Annotated in this window: 13 protein-coding genes and 3 pseudogenes; 8 read left to right on the plus strand and 8 right to left on the minus strand. The window is 62.5% G+C overall.

From position 1 onward, the window contains the following. Positions 1-292: 292 nt before the first annotated feature. Positions 293-459, minus strand: a pseudogene (locus KY49_RS37380) (IS3 family transposase); the annotation flags it as partial. Beyond that, positions 455-892 (minus strand): annotated as a pseudogene (locus KY49_RS35750) (IS30 family transposase); the annotation flags it as partial. The pseudogenes KY49_RS37380 and KY49_RS35750, both read right to left, overlap by 5 nt. A gap of 141 nt (positions 893-1,033) precedes the next feature. Here KY49_RS35750 and KY49_RS16155 point away from each other — a divergent pair. From KY49_RS16155 to KY49_RS16165, 4 genes and pseudogenes are all read left to right on the plus strand, one after another. Further along, positions 1,034-4,192 carry an autotransporter family protein gene (locus tag KY49_RS16155; RefSeq protein ID WP_082062396.1) on the plus strand — a complete coding sequence of 1,053 codons (3,159 nt, stop codon included), beginning with the start codon at positions 1,034-1,036 and terminating at the stop codon, positions 4,190-4,192. 190 nt (positions 4,193-4,382) lie between these two features. Further along, positions 4,383-4,568, plus strand: a pseudogene (locus KY49_RS16160) (transposase); the annotation flags it as partial. Positions 4,569-4,634: 66 nt separating this feature from the next. Then, complete coding sequence (locus KY49_RS39305) at positions 4,635-4,781, plus strand: LysE family transporter (RefSeq protein ID WP_369679245.1); 147 nt, start codon at positions 4,635-4,637, stop codon at positions 4,779-4,781. Further along, positions 4,769-4,957 carry a hypothetical protein gene (locus KY49_RS16165; protein WP_042585610.1) on the plus strand — a complete coding sequence of 63 codons (189 nt, stop codon included), beginning with the start codon at positions 4,769-4,771 and terminating at the stop codon, positions 4,955-4,957. Before KY49_RS39305 ends, KY49_RS16165 begins: the two co-directional genes overlap by 13 nt. 151 nt (positions 4,958-5,108) lie before the next feature. Here KY49_RS16165 and KY49_RS16170 read toward each other — a convergent pair whose 3' ends face one another. The 5 genes from KY49_RS16170 to KY49_RS16190 all read right to left on the minus strand — a co-directional run bounded on the left by KY49_RS16170 (position 5,109) and on the right by KY49_RS16190 (position 11,626). Beyond that, the gene (locus tag KY49_RS16170) at positions 5,109-5,447 is read right to left on the minus strand and encodes a multidrug SMR transporter (RefSeq protein ID WP_042585611.1); all 339 of its coding nucleotides are present in this window, start codon (positions 5,445-5,447) and stop codon (positions 5,109-5,111) included. After that, complete coding sequence (locus KY49_RS16175; RefSeq protein WP_231636439.1) at positions 5,447-6,634, minus strand: hypothetical protein; 1,188 nt, start codon at positions 6,632-6,634, stop codon at positions 5,447-5,449. Before KY49_RS16175 ends, KY49_RS16170 begins: the two co-directional genes overlap by 1 nt. An 18-nt stretch (positions 6,635-6,652) precedes the next feature. Continuing rightward, a complete protein-coding gene (locus KY49_RS16180; protein WP_042585864.1) occupies positions 6,653-8,092 on the minus strand; it encodes a UbiA family prenyltransferase in 1,440 nt (479 codons plus the stop codon). 276 nt (positions 8,093-8,368) lie between these two features. Next, positions 8,369-10,138: a histidine kinase gene (locus KY49_RS16185; RefSeq protein ID WP_042585612.1), complete on the minus strand. Its 1,770-nt coding sequence runs from the start codon at positions 10,136-10,138 to the stop codon at positions 8,369-8,371. 78 nt (positions 10,139-10,216) lie between these two features. Further along, positions 10,217-11,626, minus strand: a complete 1,410-nt coding sequence (locus KY49_RS16190) for an HD domain-containing phosphohydrolase (RefSeq protein WP_042585613.1) — start codon at positions 11,624-11,626, stop codon at positions 10,217-10,219. Between KY49_RS16190 and KY49_RS37385 the strand changes: the two genes are divergently transcribed. Continuing rightward, positions 11,625-11,993, plus strand: coding sequence for a hypothetical protein (locus KY49_RS37385; protein ID WP_146021010.1), 369 nt, complete (start codon positions 11,625-11,627; stop codon positions 11,991-11,993). The two genes, KY49_RS16190 and KY49_RS37385, sit on opposite strands and share 2 nt — an antisense overlap. A gap of 30 nt (positions 11,994-12,023) precedes the next feature. Here KY49_RS37385 and KY49_RS16195 read toward each other — a convergent pair whose 3' ends face one another. Beyond that, positions 12,024-13,097: an AraC family transcriptional regulator gene (locus KY49_RS16195; RefSeq protein ID WP_177316601.1), complete on the minus strand. Its 1,074-nt coding sequence runs from the start codon at positions 13,095-13,097 to the stop codon at positions 12,024-12,026. A 289-nt stretch (positions 13,098-13,386) separates the two neighbouring features. Here KY49_RS16195 and KY49_RS16200 point away from each other — a divergent pair, with 289 nt between their 5' ends. The 3 genes from KY49_RS16200 to KY49_RS16210 are packed head-to-tail and all read left to right on the plus strand — an operon-like array spanning position 13,387 to position 16,107. Continuing rightward, positions 13,387-14,280 carry an ABC transporter permease gene (locus tag KY49_RS16200; RefSeq protein ID WP_042585615.1) on the plus strand — a complete coding sequence of 298 codons (894 nt, stop codon included), beginning with the start codon at positions 13,387-13,389 and terminating at the stop codon, positions 14,278-14,280. Next, the gene (locus KY49_RS16205) at positions 14,264-15,076 is read left to right on the plus strand and encodes an ABC transporter permease (RefSeq protein ID WP_231636440.1); all 813 of its coding nucleotides are present in this window, start codon (positions 14,264-14,266) and stop codon (positions 15,074-15,076) included. The genes KY49_RS16200 and KY49_RS16205 overlap by 17 nt, the downstream gene beginning before the upstream one ends. Further along, complete coding sequence (locus KY49_RS16210) at positions 15,073-16,107, plus strand: extracellular solute-binding protein (protein WP_042585617.1); 1,035 nt, start codon at positions 15,073-15,075, stop codon at positions 16,105-16,107. The genes KY49_RS16205 and KY49_RS16210 overlap by 4 nt, the downstream gene beginning before the upstream one ends. The last annotated feature ends 137 nt before the right edge of the window (positions 16,108-16,244 follow it).

Here is a 16,244-nt window from a genome sequence, read left to right on the forward strand (position 1 = left end):
ACGGGTTTAAGAATGTAATTATTCGCTTCACAATTTTGCAGAGAGGCCGATAAAAAAGCAAGACGTCGGACGACGTGATTCCGGCTCATTTTCAACGGAATTCAAACTTCCCAATATCTGAGATGAAATTTCGACGCCTTTATTAATCATACAAATTCACACCAAACCAGTGCAGCCGAATCGACCACGAGCCTCGTTGCGTTCCGACGAATACCGGCCAACGGCATCAGTTGCTGCGCACCGACCCACACGTAGCGCAAAGCGACCCTGCCTCGTTTCCACGTACAGCGACTCATGCTGCGATCAACCTGGCCTCGTATTCGACGGGGGCGAGGTAGTCGATTGAGGTATGCAGGCGTTGGCGATTGCAATTGCTCTCGATCCAGTCGACGATATTCAGCGGGCTTGGGCGCGCGTTTCGTAGTGGGTCTGATAGATCCTTTCGACCTTCAGCGTCTTGAGTGCCACGCTGCCATGGACCGTGCAGGTCGGCGAAGAATGCCTTTACCCCGGAATCAATGGTGAAAACGGGCGTGATCGGATAGTTCCTTGCCACGATCCCAAGTCAATGACCGCCACAACCGGGCAGGCATGTCAGTCACGGTCTTCTTGAGCGTATTGGCCATCGTGATCGCTCCGTAGACAGCCGGCGCAGGTCCGTTCTTCGTCCGGAGAGTCAACCCATAGCCATTCTCCCGAGGCAGGTGCGCGAGCATGGCTTCGTCATCCGGAAAGTCTTCGGCAGCCGGTTGGAAATCTGTTCGGGCCACCAGCCATTGACCCATTTGCGGTCGCCGCGATGCGGTTTGTTTCTCCCTTCGAACGGCGCTTGTCGAGGCATATGCGCGCAGTTTCGGTCTGCAGTTCTGAACCAACGCCCGTTGAGTCGCTCGAGCTCCCATCGATTTTAAGGTTTCTTCTATAGACCGACCCGACGTAAGAATCCAAGCTACTACGCATTGTAGAAGGCATTCTGCGCTTTCTCCGCACTCCTGATAATTCCAATTTGTAAAAGAAGAGAGCAAGGTACCACATGATTCGAAGTATTGCGTCATCTCAATGGTTTCGGAAGAAGAGTATCGCGGCAGCCGTTCTGTTGCTCGCGTCGCCCCTGGTTCGCGCTCAGGCCGTTTCCGTTACCGGCGGCTCGACTGTTACGGTCGACGGCATCATCTCGACGACCAGCAACTTCGTGAGCGGATATGGCCTTTTCGTGACCAACGGCGGCACCGCAACCGGTTCGGCCGACATTTCGACGGCGGGTAGCAATGCGCAGGCCGTCTATGTTTCATATGGCGGCAACGTTAAGCTCAGTGACAGTTCGGTGGCGACCACCGGATCGCAATCGCCGGCCGTCCATGCGCTGTTCGGCAATGCGACGGCGGCACTCGACAATACCGTGGTAACGACCTCGGGAAACTGGTCGCACGGCATAGAAGCAAGCGACAACAGTACGATCATGCTGCAAGACGGCTCGGTCAACACTTCCGGACAAAACGCATACGGCTTGTATGCCATCGGCACGGGGTCGAACCTGACCGCAACCGGCATCACCGTTTCTACCTCGGGCAACAACAGCATCGGCGCATACAATCAGGGAGGCGGGTTAATCACGCTCGACGACGTGTCGATCGTCACCGCGGGCAGCAATGCGCGGGGCGTCCAGATCGGTGCGCAAGGCGTGGTCGGCAACGGCACGACCGAGAACGTCATCCAGATTTCGAACAGCACGGTCACCACGACCGGCGACAATTCGACCGGTCTGCTCGCGTCGGACAACGCCACGCTGAACGCAGCGAACGTCGGGGTGCTTACGTCGGGCGCCAGCAGTTTCGGTGCAGCCGCGCTGTTTGGCGCACAGATGCAGCTGAAAGGCGGTTCCGTCTCGACGTCCGGCGATGATGCATGGGGGCTCGTGGTCGCCGGCATGCCGGCGACGTCCGGCGACGTCGGCACGACCGCGCCGTCCATTACCGCGTCGGGCCTGACGATCAGCACTTCGGGGCAGAATGCGCCGGCTGCCTATGTCGCGGGCGGCACCAACCTGTCGGTGGCGGACAGCACGCTGAAGGCGACCGGCGCGGGTTCTGACGTCGTCTACGGCGCGGCGTACGACACGACGGCCGCCGCCTCGGCCAGCTTTGTCGACAGCACACTGGAATCGGCGCAGGCCAACGGCCTGCATGCGAGCGGCGCGGCGCTGTCCGTGAGCCTCGACAACTCGACGGTCACGGCGGGCAACCATGCGATGATCGCCGACAGCGGCGCTACGCTGAACGTCGTGGCCGATGGGTCCACCCTGACCGGTACCGCCGACGTGGATTCCGCCTCAACCCTGGATGCCACGCTGCAAAACAGCTCGATATGGAATGTGACGGGGGCGTCGAACGTCAGTTCGTTGACGCTCGACAACGGCACCGTGCGCTATCTTGGGCCGGCGCAGCTCAATGCAGGCGGCGTGACGCTGGGCGCCAACGGCGGCATCTTCGATACCGGCGAATTCGATGCGGCGCTGAACGCCGCGATCGCCGGCACCGGCTCGCTACGAAAAACCGGCACCGGCACCCTGACGCTTTCGGGCGAGAATACGTATTCGGGCAACACCACGGTCAGCACCGGCACCTTGCAGGCGGGATCGACCGGCGCGTTCAGCGCGATGTCGAGCTTCGCCGTCGCCGGCGGCGCCATGCTCGATCTGAACGGGTTCAGCCAGACCGTTGCAGGCGTGAGCAATAGTGGCACCGTCCACTTCGGCACGACGGCGGGAACCACGCTCACCGTGACCGGGGATTACGCAGGCAATGACGGCCGGCTGGTGATGAATACGGTGCTCGGCGACTCTTCATCGGTCACCGACCTGCTGCATGTGCAGGGCTCCACCTCGGGCAATACCGGCGTGCAGATCGTCAACGCGCAAGGGCTCGGTGCGCTCACCACAGGCGACGGCATCAAGGTGATTCAGGTCGACGGCATATCCGGCGGCACGTTCACGCAGTCCGCGCAGATCGAGGCAGGCGCCTACGTCTACACGCTGTACAAAGGCGGCACGGGTAGCAACGCAACCAATGGCAACTGGTATCTGCGCTCGACGCTGGAAAGCCAGTCTTCGTCATCCGAAGCGTCCACGGCAGACGATTCGTCCTCGACCGACCATTCCGGGTCAGTGCCGGCCGGCGACAACCTCACCACTCAAGATGCGCCGGCCATTCAGTCAGCCCCGATCGCCTATCGCCCCGGCACGGTCGGCTATGTGATGACGCCGCAGCTGAATGCCAATCTGGGCTTTTCCATGCTTGGCACGCTTCATCGGCGAGTAGGCGACGTTCCGGGCGCGGCCGCGCCGCAAAATACGGGTGCCGATGGCGTATGGGGCCGTATCGAAGGACAGACGTTGCAGGCGGACGCGATCTCGCGCTTTTCGGCAGACAGCCGAAGCATGTTCGTGCAATTCGGCAAGGACTGGACATTCGCGCGCGATGCGGCAGGGGGCAGCACCCATGCAGGCGTCACGCTGAACTTCGGTTCCGCATCGGCGGACTTCTCCGATCGAATGCGCAGCATCGTGGGACTCGGCACGGCAACCGGCACGGTCGAAACGCAAACGCAAGGTTTCGGCGGCTATTGGACCCGGTATTTCACGGATGGCGCTTATGCCGACAGCGTCATTCAATTCAATCACTACCACAATCGGTATGGCGATATCACCGGTAATACGGCGGGCCAGAACGGGTTTGGCGCAGCGGTATCCGAAGAGCTTGGCAAAGCCTTTCAGGTACCGCGGTTGCCGGTCGCTTTCGAACCGCAGATTCAACTCGCTTATCAATACCTGAACCTGAAGGGCTTCAATGACAACGTGTCCGCCATTTCGGGCACCACGACCCATGCGCTGCGCGGACGCATCGGTTTCCGTCTGCTGCGCTCCGACATGGAAAACGCGACGAAATCCAGCGCGCTAACGCCGTACTTCACCGCCAACCTGCTGCGCGATTTTATCTCGCCGGGCCAAACCGTTGTGGGCGGGACGCCGATCGACACCACGCTGTCACGTACTTGGCTCGACGTCGGGCTCGGCTTCACCGTGAGCTACGGAAAACACGGCAACCTGTATGCTTCCGCTCGCTATGAGCATAACGTCGGCGGTGAGCGCCGCCGAGGCGTAAGCGGGAATATGGGTGTCCGCTATATGTGGTGATGCGGCACGACGAACGTTCGTGAAATCGTCGACCGAGCGGATACGACGAGCCTGTCCGAAACCGTGTGTGTGAGGCATAAACTGACGGCCAAGGAGCCACTTTTATGCGACGCAAACGCAAGGAAGAAGTGACGATAGAACCGGGCAAGGGCTTGAACCTTGACCCGGAGCTGATCAATCAACTGGTGCCCGGCAGCGGCCGCTCGAGCCGATATATCCGGTGGTGTTCTTCGACGCCTTGCGCGTCAAGATGCGTAACGAAGGCGTGGTTCGCAACAAGGCGATCTGCCTGGGGCTGGGCGTGCACCGCGACGACACACGCGACGTGCTCGGCCTCTGGATCGAGCAGACCGAGGGGGCCAAGTTCTGGCTGCGTCGTCAACGACCTGAATGTAGACCTTAGCAAAAGTGCCTAACATGCTTTAATCCTCGGGCGTCGGGTTTGTCGACGGATACTGTTCGGCACGGGTCGCTGTTGCTCAAGGGCACGCTGCTCCAGACGAGCAATCCCAAGTCCCTGCTCTTTTTTCTCTCCGTGCTCCCGCAGTTCGCCACGGACGCAACGGCAATGCGTCGTTGCCAAGGCTGATCGCGGCGATTGCCACCTACTGCGTCGCACTCGCACTGGTGCACGCGACATATGCCGGCATTGCCAGCAGGACCAAGGCCTACCTCGGTCGCCCAGATGCCTCCCGCCTGCTGTCGCGCATCAGTGCGCTCGCTTTTTTTGCATTCGGCATCGCAATGCTGGCGCTGAAGTTCTGAACTTGTCGCATCTGCGTGGCGCGCCGAATTTCGTCACCCTGCCGATACGTCGATGCCGCGCCGATCGACGCATGGTTCCGGACGCTCGGCGGCAATCTCAATCGCCGATCGCGAAGACAGGCCACCCGTCGATCGTCATGTCTTTGCTGTCTTACGCGGACCGTGTCACCAACCAGATGCCGACGAGAATGACCAGCGCACCCACCGTCTGAGTCGGACGCAGCACATGTTCATGCAATGCCGTGAAGCCGAGCACGACAAGAATCGAAATCGCGACCATCAACGGATAAGCGACACTCAGGTTCGCCTTGCGCAGCGCGAACGCATACAGCACGAAACCGGCGCCGTATGCGCCGATCGCCGCACCGCGCAGCACCCACGGCAACAGCGCCGAAGCGCCGGCCGCCGCGCCTTGCATCGCGGCGATGCGTAGCAGCACGCTTGCCAGTCCGCCGAACGCGCCGCTTGCGGCGAGGATCAGCCAGTTCATCACGCGGTCTCCCTCACCTCGGCAATGCCGGATACACGCGGCGTACGCGTCGCTCCGCCATGGTCGGCCGCTGCCCGGCCGCCGAAGATCGCGTCGAACCGGGTTGCGCCATGCAGCGCGATCAGGATGATCGCCGGAAACACGACCGAGAAATTACGTGCCTCGTCGCGGCAACCGAACAGCAGGAACAGCAGCACCACCGGGACGAAGGCCGCGAGGAAGTAGCGGCGATAACGCGCCGGCGTATTGCGCCACGCCGTACGGAAGAACACCGCGAGCGGCACCAGCATCAGCGGATTCTCCAGGCTCGGCGTGAAAATGCCCTTGCCGACCAGGTTGTAGAACGACAGATAGGACGCCGGATTCACCCAGAATTTCAGGTTGCCCCACAGCTGGAAGGCGACGAAGTCGCCGGCGTTATTGGCATAGCCGCTCATGATGAAGTGGCGCGTCGCGAAGCAGATCGCGAGCTGCGCGGCAAGCCAGCCGAACCGCTTCGACAGCGCGACGTCGCTGTCGTGCAGGAAGAACAGCGCGAGCGGAACGAGGAAGAACGTTTCCTTGTTCAGCGAGAAGATCGCGATCAGCAGCGTGCACACCACCATGCGCTGCCGTAGCAGGAAATAGCACGCACCGAGCGCGCCGAGAATCTCGAAGAAATCGTAGTAGTACCCGCCTTGCTGAAACGTCAGCGGATAGATAAAACTGAATGCGGCAAGAAAGCCGACCGACTGGCCGAAGTTCAGTCCGTGCAGGCGTGCGAGCTTGTAGACCAGCAGCAGCGCGAACAGCATCGACAACACGATCGCGATGTACGTCAGGTGATAGGTGATCGCGACGACCGGTGTCCAGTACTCGCTCGGCACGCCCGAGAAATAGGCGTTGCGCAGCGAATCGTGGCGCGTGATCGAACGGTAGAGTTTTTGCTGCGTCTCCGGATCGAGCCGCTCGGTCAGCCACTTCGCGGCCTGCGGAAACGACGAGCGATAGGCGAACGGCTTCGGCGCGTCGCCGTTCATCATGCCGACCAGGCTGTAGCTGGTCGCAAAATTCCCGCCCTGGTCGTCGCGGAACCCCCATTTCAGCAGCATGCTGTTGGTGATGTTGCCTGCGCAGATGAACAGCATCACGTAGACGATCGCGAAACGGCAGAACGCCGCCACTCTCTTTTGATTCTTTTCCGTCATGGGTATTGATTGTTCCAATTACAGGATCGGCAGGAAATGCGCGACCAGCACGATCGCCACCATCACGAGCAGCACCCCGAGGCTGCCGCGGTTCTCGAGCAGGTGCACGATCGGGTCGTCGTGCATCGCCCCGCGCACCGTCGTGACCCACAGCCGGCCGAACAGATAGATCAACGCGATCTGCACGAGCCAGAGCAAATGCGGCGACGCATAACGCGCGGCCGTTTCGGGGGCGCTGATGAAGAGCCCGAACACGACTACCGCGGCAAGCGATGCGCCGATGCCGAACGGCCACATCACTTCGAGGTCGCCGACCCGGTAGTCGCGACCGGCGGACTCGCGCTTGTCGCTCCGCCGCAGCAGCACGAGCTCCGAACAGCGCTTGACGAGCGCGAGGCTCAGGAACGTGAGGACCGAGAACGCGAGCAGCCAGTGGCTGACGGCGATGCCGACCGCCACGGCACCGGCAACGATTCGGTGCGTGTACAGGAGCGACAGCACGATGACGTCGAGCAGCACGATCGACTTCAGCCGCCAGCTGTACGCGGTGGTCAACATCAGGTACACGACGAACATCGCCGCGAATTGCGCCGATACCGCGCAGGCGAGCACAAATGCCAGCATCAGCAGCACGGCGCCGCCGCCGATCCCCTGCGCGATCGACAGCGTGCCTTTCGCGAACGGGCGATTGCGCTTGCGCGGATGACGGCGGTCGTTGTCGAGATCCCACAGATCGTTGGCGATGTAAGTCGCGGACGCGCCAAGGGACAGCGCGAAAAACGCCAGCACCAAGGTCCCGATCTTGTCGGCATCGAAGAATGCGAACGCCGTGAGCAACGGCACGAACAGCAACAGGTTCTTCAGCCATTGATGCACGCGCAGCGCCTTGCACCAGGTCGCGACGTTGGCGCACTCGTTCGAAAACTCGCGTTCGACGCGAACGGTGTCGCGAATCGTCGCGGTCACGGCCGGTGCGGCACCCGCGAGAATCGCGCCCTGCGCCGCGGCCCAGACAGGAAGATCGGCCTTGCTGTCGCCCGCATAGACGAAACGCTCGCCGACGTGCTTGCGAATGCTCTCCAGCTTCGCTTCGCCTTTCAGGTTGGTCTCGCCATCGGTCGCGATGACTTCGTCGAACAGGTCGAGATGCTCGCCGACCCGTTCCGCGATCGAGCGATGCGCGGCCGTCGCGAGGATGATCTTGCGGCCTCGCTGCTGCTCTTGTTCGAGATACTCGACCAACGGCGCTCGATAAGGCAAATGTTCGACGCGCAGATCGGCCTGCTCCGCAATCCTGGCCTTGAACGTGCTGCGGCCGCTGGCGAGCCAGAACGGAAATCGCAGCAGGTTCGCCGGCTTGCGCCGGACGGCACGGATGACGGATTCAGCCAGCGTGTCGGTTGTTGTCAGCGTGCCGTCGAGATCGACGACAAGCGGTAAATCTCTGGTCTCACGCACTTTCAATACTATTTGTGTTTTGTTTGAATCAATTGTTCATGGCGGCCCGTTAATCAATGCCATGACTTACTGCCGGCGTGAGACTCGTTCCCTCGCACGCTTCATTTTGCTAACGGCTCGGAATGATACAGCATAGGGCAGGTCCACCATGACGTTTCGGAAGGCCCTCCCCGCCTGACGGCAAGCCTTTACCGCGCCCCGGGAATCCGGGGCGCGGTTGGCGGGTTAGGGGCGGCTAGACCGTTAGTTGCGCAATACGCGATACAAGCCGAACATTCACGCCTCATCCTTTAACACGGCGGCATTCGCCTCGTCGCGCTCATGCCGGATCGGCAATCGGATCGAGAAAGTCGAACCGCGCCCCGGCTCGCTCGTCACATCGATGACGCCGCGATGACGCTCGACGATTCCGTGCGACACCGACAGCCCGAGCCCGGTCCCCTGCCCGACCGGCTTGGTCGTGAAGAACGGATCGAAGATCCGGCGCATGATGTCGGGCGGCATGCCCTTTCCGGTATCGCTGATCGCGATCGTCACGTGGTCGCCGTCGCTCGTCGTGCGAATCGTGATGACGCCGCGCCCCGGGATCGCCTGCGCCGCATTGACGAGCAGGTTCATGAACACCTGGTTCAGTTGCGAAGGCAGGCATTCGACGTGCGGCACGTCGCCGTACTCGCGCACGACGTCGGCCTTGTACTTGAGCTCGTTGTGGACGACGTTCAGCGTGCTCTCGAGGCCCGCGTGGATGTCGACGACGCTCCATTCGTCGCTGCCCGGGCGCGAGAAGTCGCGCAGGTCCTGCACGATGCGCCGCACCCGCATCGTCCCGTCGATCGATTCATCGATCAGCGTCGCGATCTCGCCGCGGATGTAGTCGATATCCGCCGCGCGTCCCGCGGCCGCCAGCGCAACGCGGGTTTCGGCGTCGTGCCTCGGCAGCGCGGCCTCATGCGCGGCGACCACGTCGAGCAGACCGCGGACCCACGTCTTCAGCGTATTGAGATTCGCGCTGACGAAGCCGATCGGATTGTTGATCTCGTGCGCGACGCCGGCCGCGAGCTGGCCGATCGACGCGAGCTTTTCCGACTGCAGTAGTTGAACGTGGGTTTCCTCGAGCTCGTGCAGCAGGCGCCGCTGTTCGTCCTTCTCCTGTTCGAGGCGTGCTTGCGCCGCCTTGCGTTCCTCGATCTCGCGCGCCATGTGCGCGCGGGTGCGCTGCAGCGTCTCGGTCGTCAGCTCGTACCGGCGCAGCGCCTGTTCGAGCTCGGCCGTCCGCACCTGCACGAGGTCCTCGAGCATGTCGGTGATGCCGCGCAGGAACATCGTGCGCGCGTCGAAGCGCGAGATCATCAGCGTCACGATCAGGATCGCCAGCGTGAACAGCGCGACCGTCGTTGCCAGCCACGGCGTGTCGATGCCGTTCGCGGCGCCGCAACGCGCGTCCGGCGCGAAATGCGCCGCCGCCATCGCCGTGTAATGCATGCCGCTGATCGCGATGCCCATGAGCGTGGCCGCGCCCGCGCGTCGCGCGATCGCAAATCCCGCTTGCCGCGTGCGCAGCGCCTGGGCGAGCCACAGCGCGACGGTCGACGCCAGCACGGCGATGCCGATCGACGCGGCGAACAGCGCGGGATCGTAGCGGATGCCCGGCTGCATCTGCATCGCGGCCATGCCCGTGTAATGCATGCCGGCGATGCCGCCCCCCATCAGCACGCCGCCGGCGAGCAGCCGGGAACGCGTCAGTGTGGCGCGCGTCACCACGCTCAGCGCGAAGTACGACACGAGCACGGCGATCACCAGCGATACGCCCGTCTCGACCAGGTCGTAGCCGAGGGGAATCGGCAGCGAAAACGCCAGCATCCCGACGAAATGCATCGACCAGATTCCGGTGCCCATCGCGGCCGCACCGCCGCCCAGCCACGCGCGCCTGAGCCGCGGCTTGTCGAGCAGCGAAATGAACGCAGCCAGATCGAGCGCCGTGTAGGACGCCAGCGTCGCGATGACGAGCGACAGCAGGACGAGCGGCAGATGAAAAGTGCCTTGCATGGTCGCGCCCGGTCAGGTGAGTGGGCCGTTGCCGCGTGGTGCGGCAGGTCGTGCTTCCTGTCGTGCGCCGCGCCGCCGTTACCCGGCCGGGCCGCCGGCCGCCGGCGCAGGCTTCGGCGCGCTCGGGGCGGCGAGCACCAGAATGTCGAACGGCGTCCCTTCCCGCGCTTCGAAACGGCGCACGAGTTCGATCTGATGGGTCGTCATCACACTGCCCCTCGTCATCAGCAGCACGCCGCGATGCGTGCGCAGGTCGTCCGCGAGCTGCATCCCTTCGCACAACTGCTCGGATTTCACTTCGGACACGGACGATGCAATGCCCAATGTCGCGGGCCTTTGCATCAGCGCAACGAAGCGTTCGACGATCTGCGGGTCGTAACGCACGCCGGCCTGCGACTTGAGGACGTCGAGCGCCTGTTCGACGGAATGCGGCGGGCCGATCTCGCCGAGGCGCAGCCCCTCGAAATCGCGCGCGACCGCGACGATTCGCGAGCCGAGCGGAATATCGATGCCCGCGAGGCCGTCCGGCGTGCCGCGGCCGTTGAACCGTTCATACTGGTGCAGCACGATCGACGCGACCTGATGAAGCTGCGCAACCGGCGTCAGCACCATTTGCGCGCGCAGCGGATGCTGCTGGAACAGCCGCGCCTCGTCCGTCGTCATGCGGCTCAGCGGCTTGTGCAGCAGCTCGTCGGGCAACGACAGCTTGCCGATCCCGTGCAGCAGCCCGGCGTAATAGACGTCCTGCGCGTGAAGGCTGGACATCTCGGACGCGAACGCGAGATGCCGCGCGATTTCGCCGATGCGCATCGACTGCCCGCTGGCGGCCCCGCAGCGCAGCTCGATCATGCTCGCGCAGATCTGCACCATCGCCGTGAAATTGCTTTTCAGGTCGCGCTGCGCCGCTTCGAGGAACATCACGGTCTGGGCCAGTTCCTCGGTGCGGGCCCGCACCTGGGTTTCGAGCGCCGTATTGAACTGGCGCAGCGTCTCGTTCTGCGCCTGCGTGAGCGCCGCCAGCCGCGCGGCCTCGCGCCGCAGGCGCCGCTGTTCGAGCGCCTGTTCGATCGTCAGCAGCAAATCGTGGTCGTCCCACGGCTTGTTCAGGTAGCGATAGATGCCGCCTTCGTTGATCGCCTGCACCACCGAGTCGATTTCCGAATAGCCGGTCAGCAGGATGCGCATCGTGTCGGGCTGCAAGTCCCGCGCGCGGGCGAGGAACGCCGCGCCGCTCATGTGCGGCATGCGCATGTCCGATACGATCAGGTCGACTTCGGTCGACGCCAGGAGCTCGAGCGCCGCCTCGCCGCCGTCGGCGGTCAGCACCTCATAGCGCGCCGGCCTGAGCAGGCGCTTGAGCGCCGACAGCACCGCGGGCTCGTCGTCGACGAGCAGGATCACCGGCGCGGCGGGCGACTCGTCGGCCGGCTGCGTCGCATCGACTGTCGTGCTGCCGCCTGTTGCGCTGTGGGTTGCCGGCGTCGTCATGATGGCCCTCGTATTGAATTCTCACGCCTTGCCTGCAACATCGGCCTGCGCCGCCGTTTCTGCATCAGGGAAAACGCGGATCAATGTCCGGCGCGCGTTCGCATGCGCCGCTTGCAGGGAGATCGGGACAGCGGCATCAGGCTGCCGTTGCGCAGTGGATCGCGCGTTCATGATTCCCCGGAATGTGGACATGCGCGGCGGCGGCGGCCCGTTTTTCCTGTCCTTGATCGGTGCTGTTCTGCTTGTGGTGCTGGCGAGCATGGCTTTCGACAATGCTATGAATTCGAACCCGAAATTTCAAGCCGCTTTGCGCGCGCGATGTTCCGGAATTTGCGAAAGCCATCCGACCCGTCAATGCCGGGATTGAAGGCTGGCGGACCAGGCAGCCGCCCCCTTGCTACAACCCCTCTCGCTGCCCGGACAACAGCAACTTCCGATAGGCGCCGGGCTTCTCGCCTGAAATGCGGGCAAACGCCCGGCTGAACGTGGCGACGTCGAAATAGCCCAGCTTTTCGGCGACGTCGAACAAGGCGATCGCCGGGTTCTGCAGGAAGTTCTTCGCGAGATCGATCATCACGCTCTTCACCAGCGCATTGAAGTTCGCGCCTTCGATCTCGAGCCGGCGCTGCAGCGTGCGCGCATTCATGCCGAGCGCGTCGGCAACCGCATTCAGGCTTCGGTATCGGGCCCACGACTGATAGAGGAGCTGGGTCACCCGCGCCGTGATCGACTGCTTCGTGTGATTGGCCAGCTGCCATTCCAGCTGATTGCAGCGCGGCAACAATTGCCGGAAGACCGCCCGATTCGAGAACCGGAGCTTCGACATCAGCAACCAGGCGGGAAAAATGATCCGGGTATGCGGCGCATTGAATTCGACCGGACAGCCGAACATTTTCTTGAACGTTCGTTTCGGGACTTTTGATTTTGGCAGCGAAAATTCAATTTTCGTAAATGGCGCCGGATAACCGAGCATGTCTTCCGACTCGGTCCGAATCGCGGCCACGCAGATTTCCGTATTCAACTGCCGCAGGTTTTCGTTGAAGCGATATCCGTCCACGACGATCGACGCCAGATCCCCATGCTCTTCCACTCTCATTCTGAAATACGACTCGCCGGTGAGCGGATGGTCGCATGCGAATTGCCATGCCTCGCCAAAGGTCGGCGCACATTGCATCGCGTAGCCGCGCACCCCGCCGATCGAAACGTGGATCGCCTGCCCGATCTTCAAGCCGAGCGCGGGGTCCCGCGACAGGCGCCTGGCGTTCTCCAGCACGGCGAGCTCCTGCGCATACGTGATCGACACTTCGTCGTTCTCGAGCTGCTGAACGGAGATATCGGCGCCTCGCAATACCGCCTCCGCAGCGATGCCGGCCTCGCCAAGCAGATCGACGACGATCGAGACGGTGTGAAGCGAAACCGGAGTTTGAATTTCATCGACATGGTCAAGTGTTGAATCCATCGAGCCGTTCATCGCGTGCTCCATCCGAATGCGTCGGTATCGGGTGCCGGATTTCACGAGAGTATATGCTCGGTTTGTCGTGAAATGCCTAAGAATGTCGCCAAGTGCCTATTGACTATCCGGGACAAAACCGCAAAAGTACGATCGACATGATCTGAATACAAAACCACCGGGGCGAAGCGAACGAACCCTGTTGCGAAGCATAATAAAGCGGGCCGAACGTGTTATGAGAAACCATGTGTCCGGGGCGACGGGACCTCGACCGAGCGCGACCGATTTTGCATTCCTGCCCCGGTTCCGGGTGAATTCCGCATGGCTCGGGCAGTCGCTGGCCGCGCCTGCGCTGCTGCTGCTCGTGGCTGGTGTCGTGCTCCCGATGGCCGTCATCGCATTCGCGTCGATTTCCGCGCCGGAAGAATGGGGCGGCGTGCGTTGGGGGAGCTTCAGCGCCGATGCCTATTGGCGGGTTCTGTTCGAGCAGGATTTCGACGGCAACTGGACGCTCAACACGGGGCTCGCGGCAATCGCCGTTCGGACTTTCGCGCTGTCGATCGCAGCGACTATCGGCTGCCTCGCGCTCGGCTTCCCGGCCGCGCTCTATATCGCGATGCAACCCGCCCGTCGCCGGACGTGGCTGCTCATCTTCGTCACCGTGCCGTTCTGGACCAGCCTGATCGTCCGCCTGTATGCGTGGATCCTGCTTCTGAGGAGCGGCGGCGTCATTTCAACAGTGCTCGGCGGCCTGTTCGGAGCCCACGTTCCCACGATCCTGTATACCGACATCGCGACGGTGATCGGCCTGATCTACGCATTCATCCCGTTCATGGTGCTCCCGATCTTCACGAGCCTCGAACACATGAACTGGAACATCGTCGACGCCGCGTTCGATCTCGGTGCGACACCCTGGACGGTGGTCACGCGGATCATCGCGCCTTCGGCGCGGCACGGCATCGTGTCCGGGTGCATGCTGGTGCTGGTGCCGTCACTCGGCGCGTTCCTGATTCCGGACATGCTGGGCGGCGCGAAGTCGATGATGCTGGGCAACCTGATCAATCTCCAGTTCGGCGATGCACACAACTGGCCGCTCGGCGCGTCCCTGGCGATGGCGATGTACGCGCTGGTGCTGCTCTGCGTGCTGGCGAAACGCCTGCTCATGAATGCAAGGACGGGAGGCCGGCGTGCGCAATGTGCGTGAGTTCCCGGGATTGCGCACGCTCGCCTGGGTCTTCTTCCTGTTCCTGTACGCGCCCATCGTCGCGCTGGTCTCGCTGAGCTTCAACAACGGCGGATCGGCGACCGTGTGGCAAGGATTCGGGCTGAGCGGATACGTGACCGTGCTGCACGACGCCGCCGCTTTCGCGGCCGCCCGCACGTCCTTTGCGATCGCCGCCCTCGCGGCGACGATGTCGTCACTGATCGCCATTCCCACCGCACTCCATCTGTGGAACAACACGCGGCGAACGGCGGACTTCACGGGAATCCTGGTCGCGTCGCCGCTGCTCGTGCCCGAGATCGTGCTCGCGCTCGGCACGCTCATCCTGTTTTCGATCGTGGCGGTCAAGCTCAACTTCTGGACGATCGTGTTCGGTCACACGGTCTTCTGTCTCCCGTTCGCGTATCTGCCGATTCGCGGCTCGCTGTCGAGGATCGACCCGTCGTATCTCGAGGCCGCGGCCGACCTCGGCGCCAATCGCTGGCGCGTGTTTCGGCAGATCGTCTGGCCGCTGATCCGCACCGGGGTCGCGGCAGGCTTCGCACTCGCCTTCGTCGTGTCGATCGACGATTTCGTGACGACGTACTTCTTGTCGGGGACGGCGACGACGACACTGCCGATGTACATCTACGGCCTCATTACGCGGGGCGTCAAACCCAACGTGAATGCGCTTGCGACGATCGTGCTGTTCTTTTCGTTCGGCGCCGCGCTGCTGTCGGTCTGGCTCTCGCGGGCGGCCAACAGCGAAAAACAACTGTCAATCCTGGAGCGAGCATGAAGATCGTAGCAACCGTCGTCCTGGCCGGCATGGCCATGATGCAATCCGCGCAAGCCGAGCAAGTGCTGCGTTTCGGCAACTGGCCGGGCTATTACCCGGTGGAGCTGCTCAAGAAGTTCAAGAAGGAAACCGGGATCGACGTCACGCTCACCGCGTATGACAGCGACGCCGCGGTGGCGACGAAGATGAAGGCCGGCGGCAGCGACTACGACGTCGTGATCGTTTCGGACCTTTACGTGTCGATGCTGGGCAAGCAGAACCTGATCGACAAGCTCGACAAGACCAAACTGCCGAACGCCAGGAACATCCGGCCCGAGTACGCCCATCCTGTCGGCGACGTGAATCGCGATTACGGGATGCCGTACCAGGTGATCACGACCGGCCTCGTCTACGACACGTCGCGCGTCCCGAACGGGGTGCTGCCCGACACGTGGAAGACCTTCTTCGAGCCGCCGGAGTACCTGAAGGGCAAGATCGTCGCGCTGAACGTCCAGGAGGAGCTGTACATGGCGGCCTCCTGGTACCTCGGGCAGGACGAATGCTCGGAGAACCCGCAAGACGCGAAGCGCGTGCTCGCGGTGCTCGAGAAGCAGAAGCCGTCGCTGCTCGCCTACGCAAACGACGGCGTGGTCGAGCGCTTCCAGTCCAGGCAGGTCATCATGAATCACGACTGGAGCGCCGACGCGGCCAAGTATCACAAGGTGCTGCCGACCATCGTCTTCATGTATCCGCGGGAAGGGGTGCATCAATACGTCGACAATTTCGTCATCCCGAGTGCGGCGAAGAATCGCGACAACGCGTATCGCTTCATCAACTGGATGATGGAGCCGCGCAACATTGCCGAGGCGTCGAACTTCAATCGCTATCACGATGCGATCGTCGGCTCGACGCAGTTCCTGACGCCCGAACTGCAGAAGGACCCGACGATCAACCCGCCGCCCGAGTTTCAGAAGCGCCTGAAGCCGATGAAGATCTGCTCACCGGCCGCGATGGCGCTGCGCGACAAGGTGTGGGTCAAGCTGAAAGGCTGAGGCTGTTTCCATGTCCGCCGACCGGCCGGTCGGCGGACCATCGCTCGATCGAGGTTCAACGAGCCTCACCAGGTTCGCATTGATTCGCTCTCCGTAGCGAATCGGCAAATTGATTCGACAAAGAAACGTATGACGCA

Origin of the sequence: Burkholderia sp. MSHR3999 (genome assembly GCF_000833595.1) — a bacterium.
Lineage (GTDB): Bacteria > Pseudomonadota > Gammaproteobacteria > Burkholderiales > Burkholderiaceae > Burkholderia > Burkholderia ubonensis.